Raw genomic sequence first — 17,656 nt, forward strand, 5'->3', positions numbered from 1 at the left:
AAAAAAGCCACCCCTAGGGTGGCTTTTGTCGCTGCGGGGGATCCTTACTTCTTCAAGGCTGGGTCGCCCACATACTCCGACACCACCTTCCATTTGCCGTCGGTGATCTGCGAGATGCGGGAGGCGCTGCTGCCCAGGCGTTTGGTGGCGCTGAAGGACTGGGGGGCGCTGCCGAAGATGTCAGACGGGATGCTCAGCGTGTCCATCACCTTGATGAAGCTTTCGGTGCTCAGGTTCTTGCCCGCCTTGCCGGCCACGGTGGCAAAGGTGTTGACGATGCTGTAGCCGTAGACCGAGAACACGGTAGGTTCTTCGTTGAACTTGGTCTTGTACTTGTTGGCCCAGAAGCGGATGGCTGGCGCCTGCTCATCGGTGTAGGGGTTTTGCACCGTCATGGTGGCATAGAAGCCATTCATGGCGGGACCGCCCAGCTTGTGGATCAAGTCGGTGTAGGCCGCGCTGGACCCGATGAAGGTGGGGCTATAGCCCAGCTTGCGGGCGGTGCCAATGGCGCCAATGGTTTCGCGGATGATGGTGCCCAGCACGATGAAGTCGCAGCCACTGGCCTGCATCTTGGACACTTGGGAAGAGAAGTCGGTGGCGCCGCGTTTGTACGAGGTCTTCTCGGCAAACTCCATGCCAATGGTCTTCAGACCATCCTCGCCGCCCTTGAGCACTTCCAGGCCAAAGTCATCGTCCTGGTACATGGTGCAGACCTTCTTTGCGCCTTTCTCCTTCACCAGCTTGGGTACCGCCAGGCGCATCTGGTCGTAGTAGGGCGCGGCGTAGGAGTACTTCAGTTTGTGGAAGGGCTCGTACATCTCACGCGCGGCGGTGATGGGGAAGAAGTTGATCACGTTCTTCTCGAATTGCACCGGCATGGCCGCCATGTTCTGTGCGGTGCCAATGTGGCCCACCATCATGAAAATCTTGTCCTGGTTGACGAGCTTCTGCGCGGCCAGCACCGCCTTCTTGGGGTCATAGGCCGAGTCCTCGACCAGCAGCTTGACTTTGCGGCCGTTGATGCCGCCCTGCTCGTTGATCTCGTCCACGGCCAGCAGCATGCCCAGGCGGGCCTGCTTGCCAAAGCCGGCGATGGGGCCGGACAAGTCCTGGATGGAGCCTAGCAAGATCTCGTCCTTGCTGATGCCTTGCTGGGCCGAGGCCAGCGATGCCGTCAGGGTCAGGGCGCCCAGTGCGGCGAAGGTGCGCAGTGTCATCATGGTGTTGTCTCCTTGGTGGTCAAAGTGCTGGGCGGCGGTGTGCCGCTCAGTGGTACATGGCCTCTATCTGGGCTTCGTATTTTTTTTCCACCAGCTTGCGTTTGAGCTTCATGGTGGGGGTGAGTTCTTCATCTTCCGCCGTGAGCTGGTTTTCCAGCAAGAAGAATTTCTTGATCTGCTCTACGCGGGCAAACTTCTGGTTCACGCGGTCCAGCTCGGCCTGGATCAGCGCCTGCACCTCGGGGGCGCGGGTGAGGGATGTGTAGTTGCTGAATGGCACATCGGCGTCCTGGGCAAACTTCTCCACGTTCTCCTGGTCGATCATGACAATCACCGTGAGGTAAGCGCGCTTGTCGCCAATCACCACCGCGTCCGTGATGTAGGGCGAGAACTTCAGGTCGTTCTCCAGCTCGCTGGGCGTGATGTTCTTGCCGCCCGCCGTGATGATGATGTCCTTCATGCGGTCGGTGATGCGGAAGTAGCCGTCCTCGTCCACCACGCCCACATCGCCGGTGTGCAGCCAGCCATCGGCGGTGATGGTCTCGGCGGTTTTCTCGGGCTGGTTCAGGTAGCCCGCAAACACGTTCTGCCCGCGCACCAGGAATTCGCCCGTGACCGGGTCCAGTTTCACTTCGTTGAAGCTGGCTGCCGGGCCTATGGAGCCCGGTTTGATTTTCTGGGCCGGCACGCCCGTGGAAGCGCCGCAGGTCTCCGTCATGCCCCACACCTCCAGCATGGGCACGCCCAGTGCCAAGTACCAGCGCACCAGGTCCGGCGAAATGGGCGCCGCACCGGTCACCAGGTAGCGCGCACGGTGGATGCCAATGAGTTTGCGCACATTGTTCAGCGCCAGAGCCTGGGCTACCTTGAACTTGAATTTCAGCCAGCCATCTACCGGCTGGCCCGCCAACACGCGATCGGTAATCGCCGTGCCCACCCCAATGCCCCAGGCGTAGGCAGCCTGCTGCACCCATCCCGCTTCCTTGAGGGCAATCATTACGCCAGAGTAGAACTTCTCCCACACGCGGGGCACGGCGGTGAACACCGTGGGCGCAATCTCGCGCACGTTCTCGGGGATGGTCTCCGGGTTCTCCACAAAGTTGAGTTTGGCTCCGGTGTACAGCGCGTAGTACTCGCCGCCCATGCGTTCGGCAATGTGGCACAGCGGCAGAAAGCACATGCGCTCGTCCTGGTCGTTCTGCGCGATCAGGGTGTTGAAGCCGCGCACCGTGAACACCAGGCCCTGGTGCAGGTGCATGGCGCCCTTGGGCTTGCCCGTGGTGCCCGAGGTGTAGACCAGAATCGCCAGATCCTGCGGCTGGCAGGCCGCCACGCGTTGCGGCACAGCGTGCGGGAACTCTGCGTTGTAGGCCCGTCCCAATGCGCGCAGCGTGTCCAGGCTGATGACGCCGGGGTCATTCAGGCCACGCAGGCCCTCCATGTCCAGCACCACAATCTTGCGCAGGCACGGCAGCTGGTCGCGCACCTCCAAAGCCTTGTCGAGCTGCTCGTCGTCTTCGACAAACAGCACGCTGGTACTGGAGTCTTCGCACAGGTATTGCACCTGGCTGGGCGCGTCGGTGGGGTAGATGCCGTTGGATACGCCGCCCGCCGACAGAATGCCCAGGTCGGCCCACACCCACTCCACCACGGTATTGGCCAGGATTGAGGCGGTGTCGCCCTTACCAAAGCCCAAATGAATGAGGCCACCGGCAATCTCGCGCACGGCGTCGGCGGTCTGGTTCCACGTCCAGCTGCGCCACAGGCCCAGGTGCTTTTGCCGCATCCAGATGTTCGGGCCGCGTTGTGCCACTGCGTTCCAGAACATGGCGGGAATGGTGTCGCCAGCCATGACGATGTCATGGCGCGGTTGTATGGAGGAGGTGTCCCAGAGGCCCATGCTGCGTTACCTCCAGGTCTTCTTCTTTTTCCAACGCCGTTCGCCGCGCACACCGTCTTCCTTCATGCCCAGATAGAACTCTTTGATGTCGTCTTTCTCGCGCAGGTGGGCGCAGGTGTCTTCCATGACGATGCGGCCGTTCTCCAGCACATAGCCGTAGTCCGACGCGTTGAGCGCCATGTTGGCGTTCTGCTCCACCAGCAGGATGGTGGTGCCGCGCTCGCGGTTGATGCGCACTACGATCTCGAAGATCTCCTTGGTGAGCTTCGGGCTCAGGCCCAGGCTGGGCTCGTCCAGCAGGATCAGGTCGGGGCTGGCCATGAGCGCGCGGCTGATCGCCAGCATCTGCTGCTGCCCGCCCGAGAGCAGCCCTGCGTCCTGCGTGGCACGTTCCCGCAGGATGGGGAAGTAGGTGTAGACGGCCTCCATGTCCCTGGCCACGCCATCCCTGTCCGAGCGCGTGAAGGCACCCATGAGCAGGTTGTCGCGCACGCTGAGCAGCGGGAACACCTCGCGCCCCTCGGGCACATGGCTCAGGCCTTCCTGCACGATGTAGGACGGGTCTTGGGCCGTGATGTCCTCGCCCTTGAATTCGACTGAACCCTTGCGCGGGTCGATGATGCCGGAGATAGTTTTCAGGATGGTGGTCTTGCCCGCGCCGTTGCTGCCTAACACCGTGGCAATCTCGCCGCGGCGCACCTGCAGGCTGACACCGCGGATGGCCTTGATGGGGCCGTAGGCGCTTTCTACATTCAGCAGCTTGAGAACAGGCTGGTCGCTGATGGGGGGGGGCTGCGTGCTCATGCGGCCTCCTGCGTGGCCTGGCGGCGCAATGAGGACACATCGTCGATGGACCCCAGGTAGGCTTCCACCACGCCGGGGTCGGCCTGCACCTCGCGCGGTGTGCCCATGGCCAGCACCTCGCCCTGGTTCATCGCCAGTACGCGGTCGCTCACCTTGGAGACCAGGCTCATGTCGTGCTCCACCATCAGCACGGTGATACCCAGCTCGTGCTTGATGTCCTGGATCCAGAACGCCATGTCGTCGGTCTCTTCCACATTCAGACCGCTGGACGGTTCGTCCAGCAGCAGCAGCTTGGGTTCGGTGCACAGCGCGCGCGCCATCTCCACCACCTTGCGCACGCCGTAGGGCAGGCCGGCCACCAGCGAGTCGCGGTGGTGCTGCAGGTCCAGAAACTCGATCACCTCTTCGGCCTTCTCGCGCGCCAGCAGCTCGGCTTCGCGCACCTTGGGGGTGAAGAACAGGTCTTGCCACAGCCCGGTCTTGCGGTGCGTGTGGCGACCAATCAGCAGGTTGTGCAGCACGCTGGCGTGCTCGAACAACTCGATGTTCTGGAAGGTGCGCGCAATGCCCAGCGAGGCCACGGCTTGCGAGGGCTGCTCCGTCAGCTGCAGCAGGCCCTCGGGGCCTGCATAAGTGATGGTGCCCGCGGTGGGCGTGTAGATGCGGCTGATGAGATTGAACACTGTGGTCTTGCCCGCACCGTTGGGCCCGATCAGCGTGAACACCTCACCCTGCTTCACATCAAAGCTCACGTTGTTCACTGCCAGCACGCCGCCAAAGCGCACGCTGAGATTTTGGGCAGAAAGCAGCATGTCGGTCATTTCAGGCGATCAGACTTTTGGAACGACTTCTGCCGCTTGAACATGCCTTTGCGGTAGAACGGAAACATCTGCAAATAGGTGCGTACCTTGAGCCAGCGGCCATACAGTCCCATGGGTTCAAACAGCACAAAGGCGATCAGCACCGCGCCATACACCACGCTCTGCAGGCCGGGCGCCTGGCCCACGGCCTCGGGCAGGTAGTCCTTGGTCAGCGCAATGGCCTGCGGCATGGTGATCAGGAAGATGGCACCGAGAAATGCCCCATGCACCGAGCCCACACCGCCAATCACAATCATCAGCAGCAGGTCGATGCTCTGCAGGATATTGAATTGGTCGGGCGAAATGAACTGCAGCTTGTGCGCATACAGCGCGCCCGCGATGCCGGCCAGCGCTGCCGAGAGCGAGAACGACAGGGTCTTGTAATAGGCCAGGTGGATGCCCATGCTTTGTGCCGAGATTTCGGAATCTCGGATAGCCACAAACGCGCGGCCCGTGGGTGAGCGCAGCAAGTTCAGGATGCCCAAGGTAGCAATGACGGTGATGACCAGGCAGAGGAAGTAGAACTGCTCGCCCGTCTCCAGCACCCAGCCAAACATGTTCGGTTTGTCGATGTGGATGCCCGCGTTCCCCCCAGTGACCGACTCCCAGCGTGCCAGCACCTCTTCCACAATGAAGCCAAACGACAGCGTGGCCATGCCCAGGTAGATACCCTTGACGCGCAGTGCCGGCAGCCCCACCACCAAACCCACGGCAGCGGACAGCCCCGCCGCACAGGCCAGCGCCAGCGGGAAGGGCACGCCATGGTGGGTGAGCACGGCCTGCGCATAGGCCCCCACGCCCAGAAACGCCGCATGGCCCAGCGAGAACAGCCCGGTGAACCCCGCCAGCAGCATGATGCCCAGCCCGGCGATGGCATAGATCAGCACAAACGTGAGCTGCGCCAGCCAGTACTCGGCAAACAGCCAGGGCGCCGCCACCAGCAACAGCAGCAGCGCGCTGTACCAAAACAAATGTCCGCCGTGCTTGGCCAGGCGGATGTCCTGCGCGTAGTCGGTCTTGAAGATGAATCGCACGTCAGACCTTCTTTCTGAGCGTGTCGCCAAACAGGCCGTTGGGTTTGACCATCAGCATCACCAGCACCACGATGTAGGCCGCCGTGTCCTTGAAGCCGTCGGGCAGGTAGAAGCCCGAAAACGATTCGACCAGCCCGATGACAAGCCCGCCCACAATCGCGCCCGGCAGGCTGCCAAAACCACCGACCACCGCAGCGGGGAACGCCTTGAGGCCAATGAAGCCCATATTGGCGTGGACAAAGGTGATGGGGGCCAGCAGCAGCCCGGCAATGGCAGCCACCGCGGCGGCCAGACCCCAGGCCAGGCCATTGAGGCGCTGCACCGGGATGCCCATGTAGTACGCGGCCAGCTGGTTTTGTGAGGCAGCCTGCATGGCAATGCCCAGCTTGCTGTAGCGGAACAGCGCAAACAGCAGCAGGCACAGCACGCCGGTTGCGCCAATCACCACCATGTGCTCGACGTTGAGCACCAGTGCGCCTATGCCCATGGCGTCGCCGCCCATCTTGATGATTTCGTCCTTGTAGGGCACGGGCAGGGCCTGGGTGTCGGTACCCATTCCGGGGATCATGGTGATCAGCCCGCGCGCCATATAGCCAATGCCGATGGTCAGCATCACGATGGAGAAGGCCGGCTGGCCCAGGATGGGGCGAATCACCAGGCGCTCCACCAACATGCCAAATACCGCCATGCCCAGCACCGCCAGCAGCATGGCCGCCCAGTACGGCATGCCCAGGAGCGTCATGCCGACCAGGCCCCCAAAGGCGCCCAGCATCATCAGTTCACCCTGGGCGAAGCTGACCGTCTCTGTGGCCTTGTAGATGAGCACGAAGCCCAGTGCGATCAGGCCGTAGATGCACCCCTGTGCCACGCCGCTGATCAGCAATTGAAGGAACTGCACCTTGCCTCCTTGTGTTGTGCAGTTCGGTTATAGCTGTGCTCCCCTGATTCACCGATAGGGTTGTCACTATTCTCGTAGACCCCTAGAAGGCGTGCGTTCTGGTGCCTTGGGGTTTAAGCAAAAAATGCTTCAAACCCGCGTGAAATATGCGTGAGAAGCTATCAAAATAATAGTGATCAGATGTCGCGTTTGGGGATCTCGCGGGGCTGCCCCTTGTCGTCAATGGCCACGTAGGTCAGTGACGCCTCGGTGACCTTGATGTACTGCCCCTGGCTGCCAAAGCGCTCGGCATAGACCTCCACCTTCACCGTGATGGAGGTGCGCCCAATGCGGCTGACCTTGCTGAAAAAGCTCAGGATGTCGCCCACGCGCACGGGCTGCTTGAAGACAAACTCGTTCACCGCCACGGTGGCCATGCGGCCCTGCGTGTAGCGCGCGGGCAGCACCGAGCCGGCCAAGTCCACCTGCGCCATGACCCAGCCGCCAAAGATGTCGCCATTGGCATTGCAGTCGCCCGGCATGGGGATGACCTTGAGCACCAGCTCCTGGTCCTGGGGTAATTGGGCAAGCAGGGGGCTTGAATTGGTAGACATGGGCACAATCCTTGTTTGGTTCTTCTCTGGATTGTCCCCCATGCGCCCCTCCGGCATCCCCGCCCACGCACCTCTTGCCCCGGTCGCCGCCCCGGGCACCAGCACGCCTGCCAAGTCCGATTGGCAGACCTTGCGTCGCCTGTTTCCCTACCTGTGGATCTACAAATGGCGGGTGATCGCCGCGCTGGCCTTCATGGTGGGCGCCAAGTTGGCGAACGTGGGCGTTCCGCTGCTGCTCAAGAGCCTGGTGGATGCCATGACGCTCAAGCCCGGCGACCCCGCGGCGCTGTTGGTGGTGCCTGCAGCGCTGCTGCTGGGCTACGGCGTGCTGCGCCTGTCCACCTCACTGTTCACCGAGCTGCGCGAACTGGTGTTTGCCAAGGCCACCGAGGGCGCGGCACGCTCCATCAGCCTGCAGGTGTTCCGCCACCTGCATGCCATGAGCCTGCGCTTTCACCTGGAGCGCCAGACGGGCGGCATGACGCGCGACATTGAGCGCGGCACGCGCGGCGTCCATTCCCTCATTAGCTATTCGCTCTACAGCATCATTCCTACGCTGATCGAGGTGACGCTGGTGCTCACGCTGCTGGCGGTCAAGTTCGATGTGTGGTTCGCCTGGATCACCATCGTCGCGCTGGTGGTCTACATCGCCTTCACCATCACCGTGACTGAATGGCGCACCCAGTTCCGCAAGAAGATGAACGAGATGGACAGTACGGCCCACAGCCGCGCCATCGATTCGCTCCTGAACTACGAAACGGTCAAGTACTTCAACAACGAGGAATTCGAGGCCCAGCGCTACGACGAAAATCTGGAGCGCTACCGCCGCGCGGCGGTCAAGAGCCAGACCACGCTGTCTCTGCTCAACACCGGGCAGCAACTCATCATTGCCACGGCGCTGGTCACCATGCTGTGGCGCGCCACGCAAGGCGTGGTGGACGGCCGCATGACGCTGGGAGACCTGGTCATGGTCAACGCCTTCATGATCCAGCTCTACATCCCCTTGAACTTTCTGGGTGTGATTTACCGCGAAATCAAGCAGAGCCTGACCGACCTGGAGAAGATGTTCACGCTGATGGAGCGGGAGCGCGAGATTGCCGACGTGCCCGGCGCCCAACCCTTGCAGCTGGCCGCCAACGGCGCCGATGCCACCGTGCGCTTTGAGGATGTGACCTTTGCCTACGACCCGGCCAGGACCATCTTGCACCACATCAGCTTCGAGATTCCCGCGGGCAAGACCGTGGCCGTGGTCGGCCCCAGTGGTTCGGGCAAGTCCACGCTGGCGCGCTTGCTGTTCCGTTTTTACGATGTGCAGCAGGGCCGCATCACCGTTGCAGGGCAAGATATCAAACAGGTCACGCAAAGCAGCGTGCGCCAGGCGATGGGCATCGTGCCGCAAGATACGGTGTTGTTCAACGACACGGTGGAATACAACATTGCCTACGGCCGCCCCGGTGCCACCCGGGCCGAGGTGGAGGCGGCAGCCAAGGCCGCCCACATCCACGCATTCATCCATGCCGCCGCCAAGGGCTACGACACCATGGTGGGTGAGCGTGGGCTGAAGCTCAGTGGAGGTGAAAAACAGCGCGTGGCCATTGCCCGCACGCTGCTGAAGAACCCGCCCGTGATGATTTTTGACGAGGCTACGAGCGCCCTGGACAGTGCCAACGAGCGCGCCATCCAGGCCGAGCTGCAAAGCGTGGCGCAGAACAAGACCACGCTGGTCATCGCCCACCGCCTCTCCACGGTGGTGGACGCGCACGAGATCCTGGTGATGGACGCCGGCCACATCATTGAGCGCGGCAACCACGCCCAGCTGCTGGCCGCCAATGGCCGCTACGCATCGATGTGGGCGCTGCAGCAGAGTGCGGAATGATTTGATGGTTATTTGGGCCTCTGACCCCCGTATCCATTGCGCCAATAGCTCCTGAAATCATAGCAATCAAGTCCAAAGCGTAGGGGCAATTGGCCGCCGCGTACACTGCCGCGCTGCTGTCACGCCCCAATTTCTCCCCCATGGACCTCATTCTCATTGCCCTGATTGCCGGCGGCATTCTGTTTCTCAAAAAACGCGACCAGCGCCAGCGCATAGCGCTCTTGGGCCAGGCGCTGTCGCGCTATGACATTGAGCGTTTGATGGAGGGCCTGACCGATGGCTACCTGCGTGCGCTGGGCGAAGAGAACCCCGAACGCCAGGCCCAGGTGTGGAGCTTTCTGGCCGCGCAAGAGGTGAAGCTGGTGGAGCAGTTCCGGGCGTTTGCCACCGAGTTCGCGCGCGAAGATGCCGCGGCTACCCGCGTGAGCAAGCTGCCGGTGGCGATTCCCTATGCGGCGGTGTTTCTGCCCGCGGCCACGTTTGACCTGCGCCGCGCCTTTGCCATCCATGCACAAGGCCTGGCCCAGGTGGTGGAGAACGCCCAGCAGCTCAGCCCCAAGCGCAAGGCCTTCATGCTGTCCGCCGAGCTGTTCTTGATGCAACACAGCTGCCACTGGTTTTGCCGCTCCAAGAGCGTGGCCTCGGCCCGCCTGCTGGCGCGCCACCAGACGCCCTACGCACAGGTGCTGGCCTCGGTGTCGCCTGCCACGCGAGCGGGGTATACCGCGCTGGTCCGCGGCTAAGCCGACAGCGCGACCACGCGTTTACAGCGCGGCGGCGTCCTTGGGCAGATAGGGCGCGTACACCAGCATCACCGCACATTGCCCGCCCGTTTGCGAGAACAGCAGCCGCGCTTCGGAGTCCCCCTGGGTCCACAGCGTGGCGCGCTGCCACTCGGGCGTGCCCGTGTCTTCGGTGGTGGACACATGGGGGCCCCAACGGGTTTCCAGGTCGTTGGCCAAGGTTTGCTCCAGCTGTGGTGTGCAGTCCCGTGCCGAGGTTGAGGCCCAGCGCTGTTCGATGCGCTGCACGCTTTTGGCGCGCACGTAAAACGTGGTGTCCAGCGCCAGCCCTTGCAGGCGCGCGCCGGGCGCGGTCCAGGTACCACGCAGACCGCGCGGCCCCACCAACGGTTTGGCATTGCGGCGCAGCTCGGGCAGGCGAGCCTGCAGCTCGGCTTCGCTCAGGTGCAGCAGGGTTTCGTCCAGCCGCGTCTGTGCCCAGGCGCTGCCGCAGAGCAGGGCAGTGGACAGGAGGGCCAGCGGGGCAATAGTGCGGAGCCAGGTCGATACACGCATGGGGCCATATTGTGCGGTGCGCCGGATAATGCGGCCATGGCCCGTTCTCCGCTCCCTCTGATCGCACACCCTGCACCTCAGGCGGGGTTTGAAGCCCCGTTTGAGATGTTGGCGGCTTGCCACGAACGTGTGCACCGCAGTCTGGCGCTGCTGCAGCGCCTGCAGCGGCATCTGGTGGACGTGGGCTGTGACGACACCGCCCGCCAGGCCGCACACGACGTGTTGCGCTACTTTGACGTGGCCGCCCCGCTGCACCACCAGGACGAAGAGCTGCACGTGTTCCCCCCGCTGCTGCTGGAGGCTGATGCCGCGCTGCGCAGCCTGGTGCGCCAGCTCATGCAAGACCACCGCGACATGGAAACCGCATGGGCCGCAGCGCGTGTGGTGCTGTTGGCAGTGGCCAATGAGGGCACGGGTGCCCTGACTCTGAGTCCGGTGCAGACCGCAAGCCTGAACCGGTTTGCTGCACTGTATGGCCAGCATATGGTGCACGAAGACGGCCTGGCCTACCCGGCCGCCCAGGCCGTGCTGTCGGGCGCCGCGTTGCATGCCATGGCGCAGGACATGATGGCCCGGCGTGGGGTCGTACCGCGCCCGGATGCATAACCCATGCAATCCGCGCATAATCGCGGCCCATGGAAACCAAATGGCTTGAAGACTTTGTGTCTCTGGCTGAGACCCGCAGTTTCAGCCGCTCCGCGCAATTGCGCCACGTCACCCAGCCCGCGTTCTCGCGGCGCATCCAGTCGCTGGAGGCCTGGGCGGGCACCGATCTGGTGGATCGCAGCAGCTACCCCACGCGCCTGACCCCGGCGGGCGAAACCCTTTACGACCAGTCGCTGGAAGTGCTGCAGGCCCTGCAAAGCACGCGCGCCATGCTGCGTGGGCATACCACCGCGGCGCAGGACGTGGTGGAGTTCGCAGTGCCGCACACGCTGGCGTTCACCTTCTTTCCAGCCTGGGTGTCCGGCCTGCGCGAAAAATTTGGCCCACTCAAAAGCCGCCTCATTGCGCTCAATGTGCACGACGCCGTGCTGCGCCTGGTGGAAGGCAGTTGCGACCTGCTGATCGCTTACCACCACCCGTCCCAGCCCTACCAGCTCGATGCCGACCGCTACGAAATGGTCAGTCTGGGTGAAGAGGTGGTGGCGCCCTATGTGAAGCCGGATGCAGAGGGTCACCCGATGTTCACGCTGCCGGGCAAGGCCGGCCAGCCCTTGCCCTACCTGGGCTATGCGCCGGGCGCCTACCTGGGGCAGATGGTGGAGCTGATCCTGAAGCAGGCTGACGTGGCCATCCACTTTGACCGTGTGTACGAGACCGACATGGCCGAGGGCCTGAAAGCCATGGCGCTGGAAGGCCACGGCGTGGCGTTTTTGCCGTTCAGTGCGGTGAAGAAGGACCTGCGCGCCAAGAAACTGGTGAGCGCACTGCCGCCCCACATGAAGGGCCTGCAGATCACCATGGAGGTGCGCGCCTACCGCGAGCGCCTCTCGGGCAAAGAGGCTGCGCGCGGCCTGACAGCCGCCCAGCGTGCCCAAACCCGCACACCCAAGGGATCGGCCCAAGCGCTGTGGGACTACCTGCTGACCCAGGGCGCCGTGGCATAGACATTGCATTCCCATTTTGCATACCGCGCGAATGAATCAGCATTGGCGGTCGCTGCCCGGCGTGGCTAGAGTCGCGCCCAGGGTGGAAAACGTGTCGTTGGAGTGGGTATGCAAACCAAACAGTGGGTTCGTGGTGGGGCGTTGATCGCCTGCGTTTTCTGGGGCATGCATGCGCAGGCCAGCGCCGTGCTGGAGCGCGTGGCGGCCGGCGGCAAGCTGGTCGTGGCGCACCGCGAATCGTCCATCCCTTTCTCCTACCTGGACAACGACAAAAAGCCCGTGGGCTACGCCATGGACCTGTGCCTGAAGCTGGCTGAGGCCGTGCGCAAAAAGACCGGAGCCAAGGGCATGCAGGTGGAGTTTGTGCAGGTAACTCCGGCCAACCGCATTGCGGCCATTGAAGAGGGCAAGGCCGACATGGAATGCGGCTCCACCACCAACAATGCCGACCGGCGCCAGAAGGTGGCGTTCACCATTCCCCATTTCATCACCGGTGCCCGCATGCTGGTGCGGGCCGACAGCAAGGTCGAACGCATTGAAGACCTGTATGGCAAGAAGCTGGTGTCCACCAAGGGCACCACGCCGCTGAAAGCGGCCGAACAAGCCAACCGTGAGCGCCTGTTGCACCTCACCATTCTGGAGGCCCCCGACCACGCCAAGGCCGTGGAAATGGTGGAAAGCGGCGAGGCCGACGCCTTTGTGATGGACGATGTGCTGCTCTACGGCCTGGCAGCCAACCGGCCCCATCCCGAGGCATTGAAAGTGGTGGGCAAGTTCCTGACCACCGAGCCGCTGGCCATCATGCTGCCCAAGAACGACCCCGAGTTCAAAAAACTCATCGACGAAGAAATGCGCCGCCTGATCGTGAGCAAGGAAATCCAGCCGATCTACGACCGCTGGTTCCTCAAGGCGATCCCGCCCAATGACAAGCCGCTGAACCTGCCCGTGAGCTACCTGCTCAAGGACTTCTGGAAGTACCCCACCGACTTTGTCCCGTTCTAGGGCGGCGCAGGCGCACCTGGCCGTTTTGGGACAATAGGGCCCATGACGCACGCCACCAACACCCTCACCATCACCCGCCCCGACGACTGGCACCTGCATGTGCGCGACGGGGCCGCCCTGAACACCGTGGTGCCCCACACCGCCGCCCAGTTTGCGCGCGCCATCATCATGCCCAACCTGAAACCGCCGGTCACCACCGCGGAGCAGGCGCTGGCCTACAAGGCGCGCATCCAGGCCGCGGTGCCCGCGGGCATGCGCTTCGAGCCGTTGATGACGCTGTACCTGACCGACAACCTGCCCGCCGACGAGATCGCACGGGCTAAGGACGCCGGCGTGGTCGCCGCCAAGCTCTACCCCGCAGGCGCCACCACCAACAGCGATGCCGGCGTGACCGACCTGCGCAAGACCTACAAGACGCTGGAGGCCATGCAAAAGGCCGGCCTGCTGCTCTTGGTGCACGGCGAGGTGACCAGCAGCGACATCGACCTGTTCGACCGCGAAGCCGTCTTCATCGACACGCAGTTGATTCCGCTGCGCCGCGACTTCCCCGAGCTCAAGATCGTCTTCGAGCACATCACGACCAAGGAAGCCGCGCAATACGTGGCCGACAGCGACCGCTTTACCGCGGCCAGCATCACCGCCCACCACCTGCTCTACAACCGCAACGCCATCTTCACGGGCGGCATTCGCCCGCACTATTACTGCTTGCCCGTGCTGAAGCGCGAAACGCACCGCCAGGCGCTGGTGCAGGCGGCTACCGGTGGCAGCACCAAGTTCTTCCTCGGCACTGACAGCGCGCCGCACCCCACACACCTCAAGGAACATGCCACGGGCTGCGCGGGCTGCTACACCGCCCATGCCGCCATGGAGCTCTACGCCCAGGCCTTTGACGCTGCGGGTGCGCTGGACAAGCTGGAAGGCTTTGCGTCCTTCCACGGTGCAGACTTCTACGGCCTGCCGCGCAACACGGGCACCCTGACGCTGAAGCGCGAAAGCTGGACGCCGCCCGAGAGTTTTGCATTTGGCGAGACCTCCCTTAAACCCTTGGCCGCGGGCGAAGCATTGCAGTGGCGCATGGTTTAGAGACGGTTGACTGGGACGTGCCCTGGTTGGCGCCATGGCGTGCAGTGGGAGAGGCGGTGGCTGCCCAAGTGAACGGTGGCACGGCGGTGGCGCAGGCCTTGAACGCGGCCCAACGCGCCCCGGTGCAGTTTGTGCCCCAGGCCGAGTTGCCTGCCGGCGTCGCCTACGAGCAGCACATCTTCGATACGGGCCGCGTGCCCACGCGTGACGGCCTGCACGACTTTTTCAACGGCCTGTGCTGGATGCACTTCCCGCTGGCCAAAAAGAAGCTCAACCAGTTGCAGGCGGAGCAGATTACGCAAACCGGCATCCAGCCCGTGCGCGGACCGGCGCGCGATGCGCTCACCGTGTTTGACGAAAATGCTGCGCTGCTGCTGGCGCCCGACGCGCTTTGGCAGGCGCTGGCGGCCAAGGACTGGCAGGCGGTGTTTGGCAGCCTGCGTCCGCTCTGGGCCGAATCCACCTTGCTGCTGTTTGGCCACGCGCTGTTGGAAAAACTGGTTTCACCGAGAAAACCTATCACAGCCCACGTATTCCGTGCGCAAGCAGCTAGCAATTCGATAGCGGATCTGGACGCCTGGCTGGCGGCCACCCTTTCGGCGCCCATGCTGGCGGCCAAGCCGTTTGCACACCTGCCGGTGCTGGGCGTGCCAGGCTGGTGGGCGCAAAATGAAGATGCGGCGTTTTACGCCGACAGCAGCGTGTTCCGTGCACCGCGCAAATGCCCATAAACTTCGTGGGCTCAAGGCCCAAAAAGCTTGAAAACACGGCCATCGCCCCTACCATCCGGGGCAACGACTGGAACACGGTCGCATTCCGAAAGAAACCATGAAACGCATATTTTTGTTTGTCTTGACCAACCTGGCTGTCGTGGTCGTGTTGGGCATTGTGGCTAGCTTGCTGGGGGTGAACCGCTACCTCGCACCCAATGGCCTGAATCTGAGTTCTCTGCTGGGCTTTGCCCTGGTGATGGGCTTTGGTGGTGCCATCATCTCCCTGCTGATCAGCAAGCCCATGGCCAAGTGGACCTCGGGCGTGCAGGTCATCGAGCAACCGCAAAACGCCGACGAAGCCTGGATTGTGGAGACCGTGCGCAAGTTCGCTGACAAGGCGGGCATTGGCATGCCTGAAGTCGGCATCTTTGAAGGCGCCCCCAACGCCTTTGCCACCGGTGCGTTCAAGAACTCGGCCCTGGTCGCCGTAAGCACTGGTTTGCTCCAAGGCATGACGCGTGAAGAGATCGAGGCCGTGATCGGCCATGAAGTGGCCCACATCGCCAACGGCGACATGGTCACCATGACGCTGATTCAGGGTGTGATGAACACCTTTGTGGTGTTCCTGAGCCGCGTGATTGGCTACGCGGTGGACAGCTTCCTGCGCAAGGGCGATGACCGCGACAGCGGCCCCGGCATTGGCTACTACATCAGCACCATCGTGCTGGACATCGTGCTCGGCTTTGCCGCCGCCATCGTGGTGGCCTGGTTCAGCCGCCAGCGCGAGTTCCGCGCAGACGCTGGCGCCGCCCAACTCATGGGCCGCAAGCAGCCCATGATGAACGCGCTGGCCCGTCTGGGCGGCATGACGCCCGGCGAGCTGCCCAAGAGCGTGGCCGCGTTTGGCATCACGGGCGGCATCGGCCAACTCTTCTCCACCCACCCGCCGATTGAAGAGCGCATCGCCGCGCTGCAAAACAGCCAGGGCTGAGTCTGGGGGCGGCTATGTCAATCGCCCATATCGCACCGCGTAGCCGGGGCGTGTTGCGGTTGCATGGATGGTTGCTCATGGCCTGGGCAGTCAGCGTAGGGTTTGCGACCAGTGCCGCGCTGTTGCATGCCGGTGCTGTGCATTCCCTGGCCCTGCGCTACACGCTGGGTGCAGGGGCGGTGTACTTCCTGGGCTTCGTTCTCGGCGGCTGGTGGTATGCCAAATGGTGGAATGCCCAGCGTGGCCTGACCGCAGACATGCCACAGCATGCCAACACCGCAGAAGTGCTGGAATACCAACAAACCGAAGAGGCTGCGCGCAAGAAATTCGAGTGGTTCGACTGGGTTGGTGATTTTGGTTCTCTGGGGGACGATCCCCTCAGCGCTGTGCTGGCCGTGTTGATGCTCCTGGGTCTGGCCGTCATCCTGTTGCTGCTGATGGGTTACCTGCCGGTCATTGCGACCGACGCCTTTGCCAGTTTTCTGGCAGAGGTGGTGCTGGAGTTCGTGATCGGCGCGATCATTGCACGCCGGGTCCTCAAGCCCCGTGCGCTCGAAGACTACTGGGGCATCATGTTGCGCAAAACGTGGTTGGCCGGTGTGCTGCTGATGGTGGTGTGTGGCGTCGTGGGCTACGTGATTCAGTCCCTGAACCCGGATGCGCTCACGCTGTTTCAGGTGTTCCGCTAGAGCGCAGCCACGGTCAGAACTCCGTCACCACGGTGGCACCAGCCACCTCGAACTTGTCCATGTTCATGAGCGCATCAATCGACTGGGCGAGGCTGATTCGTTGCCCTACCAGTTTCTCGGGCGCCAGCTTGCCCGATAGCATCATCGCCAGCATGGCATCGTAGCGGTAGGCCTGCATGCCGTGGCTGCCCAGGATTTCCAGCTCGTGGGCAATGACCTTGGCCATGGGGACTGCAGGTGTGGTGTGCTCGCCCAGCATCAGCCCTACCTGGATGTGCTTGCCGCGCTTGCGCAGGTTGCTGATGGAGTTGAAGCAGGTGGTGGGATGTCCCAGGGCGTCCAGCGACACGTGTACGCCGCCTTGGCTGATGTCGCGTACGGCTTCGACCACGCAGGCGACCTGCGTGGCGTTCACCGTGGCAACGGCCCCCAGCGCGCGGGCCAGTTGCAGTTTGTCGTCGGAAATGTCGATGGCAATGACGTTGGCACCCACGGCGTTGGCAATCATGATCGCCGACAGGCCCACACCGCCGCAGCCGTGCACGGCCACCCACTGTCCGGCCGATGTCTTGCCCTGGTCGACGACCGCACGAAATGAGGTGGCGAAACGGCAACCCAGGCTGGCTGCAGTGGCGAAATCCAGGGTGTCGGGCAGTGCCACCAGGTTGATGTCGGCCTGGTCGATGGCCACGTACTCGGCAAACGAACCCCAATGGGTAAAGCCTGGTTGAAACTGGTGGTCGCACACCTGGTGGTGTCCCGCATGGCATTCGGGGCAATGGCCGCAAGCCGCGACGAACGGCACCGTGACGCGATCGCCCCGCTTCCATTGCTTCACGTCCTTGCCTACCGCCTGGACGATGCCCGCAAACTCATGGCCCGGAACGTGGGGAAGGCGAATGTCCGAGTCATGGCCCACCCAGCCATGCCAGTCGCTGCGGCAGACGCCCGTGGCCATCACCTGGATGACCACCCCATGGTTTTGCGGCGAAGGGTCAGGCACCTGCCGGAGTTGGGGCGGTGCGGAAAAGGCTTCGTAAACCACTGCTTTCATGAAAATCCTTGGCGCTGAATGGGTCCGT

Annotated in this window: 18 protein-coding genes; 9 read left to right on the forward strand and 9 right to left on the reverse strand. The window is 63.1% G+C overall.

The annotated features are described in order from the left end of the window. Positions 1 to 44: 44 nt before the first annotated feature. The 7 genes from AC07OE_RS11495 to AC07OE_RS11525 form a co-directional block, all read right to left on the reverse strand. Positions 45 to 1,220, reverse strand: a complete 1,176-nt coding sequence (locus AC07OE_RS11495) for an ABC transporter substrate-binding protein (protein WP_495070912.1) — start codon at positions 1,218 to 1,220, stop codon at positions 45 to 47. A 49-nt stretch (positions 1,221 to 1,269) separates the two neighbouring features. After that, positions 1,270 to 3,123, reverse strand: coding sequence for an AMP-dependent synthetase/ligase (locus tag AC07OE_RS11500; RefSeq protein ID WP_495070699.1), 1,854 nt, complete (start codon positions 3,121 to 3,123; stop codon positions 1,270 to 1,272). 6 nt (positions 3,124 to 3,129) lie between these two features. Continuing rightward, positions 3,130 to 3,927: an ABC transporter ATP-binding protein gene (locus tag AC07OE_RS11505; protein ID WP_495070700.1), complete on the reverse strand. Its 798-nt coding sequence runs from the start codon at positions 3,925 to 3,927 to the stop codon at positions 3,130 to 3,132. Then, on the reverse strand, positions 3,924 to 4,748 hold the full coding sequence (locus AC07OE_RS11510; RefSeq protein ID WP_495070701.1) for an ABC transporter ATP-binding protein: 825 nt from the start codon (positions 4,746 to 4,748) through the stop codon (positions 3,924 to 3,926). The genes AC07OE_RS11505 and AC07OE_RS11510 overlap by 4 nt, the downstream gene beginning before the upstream one ends. Next, positions 4,745 to 5,821 (reverse strand): branched-chain amino acid ABC transporter permease, encoded by a 1,077-nt coding sequence (locus AC07OE_RS11515; RefSeq protein WP_495070702.1) that lies wholly within the window; start codon positions 5,819 to 5,821, stop codon positions 4,745 to 4,747. The genes AC07OE_RS11510 and AC07OE_RS11515 overlap by 4 nt, the downstream gene beginning before the upstream one ends. 1 nt (position 5,822) lies before the next feature. After that, complete coding sequence (locus AC07OE_RS11520) at positions 5,823 to 6,719, reverse strand: branched-chain amino acid ABC transporter permease (RefSeq protein WP_495070703.1); 897 nt, start codon at positions 6,717 to 6,719, stop codon at positions 5,823 to 5,825. Positions 6,720 to 6,895: 176 nt separating this feature from the next. Next, positions 6,896 to 7,312 carry an acyl-CoA thioesterase gene (locus AC07OE_RS11525; RefSeq protein WP_495070704.1) on the reverse strand — a complete coding sequence of 139 codons (417 nt, stop codon included), beginning with the start codon at positions 7,310 to 7,312 and terminating at the stop codon, positions 6,896 to 6,898. A 40-nt stretch (positions 7,313 to 7,352) separates the two neighbouring features. Here AC07OE_RS11525 and AC07OE_RS11530 point away from each other — a divergent pair, with 40 nt between their 5' ends. Together AC07OE_RS11530 and AC07OE_RS11535 are read left to right on the forward strand one after the other, a co-directional pair. Beyond that, complete coding sequence (locus AC07OE_RS11530) at positions 7,353 to 9,188, forward strand: ABCB family ABC transporter ATP-binding protein/permease (protein WP_495070705.1); 1,836 nt, start codon at positions 7,353 to 7,355, stop codon at positions 9,186 to 9,188. A 140-nt stretch (positions 9,189 to 9,328) separates the two neighbouring features. Further along, entirely contained in the window at positions 9,329 to 9,931 is a 603-nt protein-coding gene (locus AC07OE_RS11535; RefSeq protein WP_495070706.1) for a hypothetical protein, read from the forward strand. A 21-nt stretch (positions 9,932 to 9,952) separates the two neighbouring features. Here AC07OE_RS11535 and AC07OE_RS11540 read toward each other — a convergent pair whose 3' ends face one another. Next, positions 9,953 to 10,486: a hypothetical protein gene (locus tag AC07OE_RS11540; protein ID WP_495070707.1), complete on the reverse strand. Its 534-nt coding sequence runs from the start codon at positions 10,484 to 10,486 to the stop codon at positions 9,953 to 9,955. A gap of 36 nt (positions 10,487 to 10,522) precedes the next feature. On the opposite strand from AC07OE_RS11540, the gene AC07OE_RS11545 reads away from it, so the two are divergent. From AC07OE_RS11545 to AC07OE_RS11575, 7 genes are all read left to right on the forward strand, one after another. Beyond that, positions 10,523 to 11,092, forward strand: a complete 570-nt coding sequence (locus AC07OE_RS11545) for a hemerythrin domain-containing protein (RefSeq protein WP_495070708.1) — start codon at positions 10,523 to 10,525, stop codon at positions 11,090 to 11,092. 29 nt (positions 11,093 to 11,121) lie between these two features. Further along, a complete protein-coding gene (locus AC07OE_RS11550; protein ID WP_495070709.1) occupies positions 11,122 to 12,096 on the forward strand; it encodes a LysR substrate-binding domain-containing protein in 975 nt (324 codons plus the stop codon). Between the two features lie 108 nt (positions 12,097 to 12,204). Further along, entirely contained in the window at positions 12,205 to 13,098 is an 894-nt protein-coding gene (locus AC07OE_RS11555) for an amino acid ABC transporter substrate-binding protein (protein ID WP_495070710.1), read from the forward strand. 42 nt (positions 13,099 to 13,140) lie between these two features. Next, positions 13,141 to 14,181 carry a dihydroorotase gene (gene pyrC, locus AC07OE_RS11560; protein WP_495070711.1) on the forward strand — a complete coding sequence of 347 codons (1,041 nt, stop codon included), beginning with the start codon at positions 13,141 to 13,143 and terminating at the stop codon, positions 14,179 to 14,181. A gap of 56 nt (positions 14,182 to 14,237) precedes the next feature. Next, positions 14,238 to 14,912, forward strand: a complete 675-nt coding sequence (locus tag AC07OE_RS11565; RefSeq protein ID WP_495070712.1) for a DUF3025 domain-containing protein — start codon at positions 14,238 to 14,240, stop codon at positions 14,910 to 14,912. Positions 14,913 to 15,009: 97 nt separating this feature from the next. Next, positions 15,010 to 15,885, forward strand: a complete 876-nt coding sequence (gene htpX / locus AC07OE_RS11570; protein WP_495070713.1) for a protease HtpX — start codon at positions 15,010 to 15,012, stop codon at positions 15,883 to 15,885. A 14-nt stretch (positions 15,886 to 15,899) separates the two neighbouring features. Continuing rightward, on the forward strand, positions 15,900 to 16,574 hold the full coding sequence (locus AC07OE_RS11575; RefSeq protein ID WP_495070714.1) for a hypothetical protein: 675 nt from the start codon (positions 15,900 to 15,902) through the stop codon (positions 16,572 to 16,574). A 13-nt stretch (positions 16,575 to 16,587) separates the two neighbouring features. On the opposite strand, the gene AC07OE_RS11580 is transcribed toward AC07OE_RS11575, so the two are convergent. Beyond that, positions 16,588 to 17,628, reverse strand: a complete 1,041-nt coding sequence (locus tag AC07OE_RS11580) for a zinc-dependent alcohol dehydrogenase family protein (RefSeq protein ID WP_495070715.1) — start codon at positions 17,626 to 17,628, stop codon at positions 16,588 to 16,590. Between the last annotated feature and the right edge of the window lie 28 nt (positions 17,629 to 17,656).

The organism is Rhodoferax sp. GW821-FHT09E07 (assembly GCF_059416145.1).

Coding starts and splice junctions, on each gene's coding strand:
- AC07OE_RS11525 (WP_495070704.1), bottom strand. CDS start 7,312: ATGTCTACCAATTCAAGCCCCCTGCTTGCCCAATTACCCCAGGACCAG.
- AC07OE_RS11500 (WP_495070699.1), bottom strand. CDS start 3,123: ATGGGCCTCTGGGACACCTCCTCCATACAACCGCGCCATGACATCGTC.
- AC07OE_RS11575 (WP_495070714.1), top strand. CDS start 15,900: ATGTCAATCGCCCATATCGCACCGCGTAGCCGGGGCGTGTTGCGGTTG.
- AC07OE_RS11580 (WP_495070715.1), bottom strand. CDS start 17,628: ATGAAAGCAGTGGTTTACGAAGCCTTTTCCGCACCGCCCCAACTCCGG.
- AC07OE_RS11550 (WP_495070709.1), top strand. CDS start 11,122: ATGGAAACCAAATGGCTTGAAGACTTTGTGTCTCTGGCTGAGACCCGC.
- AC07OE_RS11505 (WP_495070700.1), bottom strand. CDS start 3,927: ATGAGCACGCAGCCCCCCCCCATCAGCGACCAGCCTGTTCTCAAGCTG.
- AC07OE_RS11555 (WP_495070710.1), top strand. CDS start 12,205: ATGCAAACCAAACAGTGGGTTCGTGGTGGGGCGTTGATCGCCTGCGTT.
- htpX (WP_495070713.1), top strand. CDS start 15,010: ATGAAACGCATATTTTTGTTTGTCTTGACCAACCTGGCTGTCGTGGTC.
- pyrC (WP_495070711.1), top strand. CDS start 13,141: ATGACGCACGCCACCAACACCCTCACCATCACCCGCCCCGACGACTGG.
- AC07OE_RS11545 (WP_495070708.1), top strand. CDS start 10,523: ATGGCCCGTTCTCCGCTCCCTCTGATCGCACACCCTGCACCTCAGGCG.
- AC07OE_RS11535 (WP_495070706.1), top strand. CDS start 9,329: ATGGACCTCATTCTCATTGCCCTGATTGCCGGCGGCATTCTGTTTCTC.
- AC07OE_RS11510 (WP_495070701.1), bottom strand. CDS start 4,748: ATGACCGACATGCTGCTTTCTGCCCAAAATCTCAGCGTGCGCTTTGGC.
- AC07OE_RS11530 (WP_495070705.1), top strand. CDS start 7,353: ATGCGCCCCTCCGGCATCCCCGCCCACGCACCTCTTGCCCCGGTCGCC.
- AC07OE_RS11540 (WP_495070707.1), bottom strand. CDS start 10,486: ATGCGTGTATCGACCTGGCTCCGCACTATTGCCCCGCTGGCCCTCCTG.
- AC07OE_RS11495 (WP_495070912.1), bottom strand. CDS start 1,220: ATGACACTGCGCACCTTCGCCGCACTGGGCGCCCTGACCCTGACGGCA.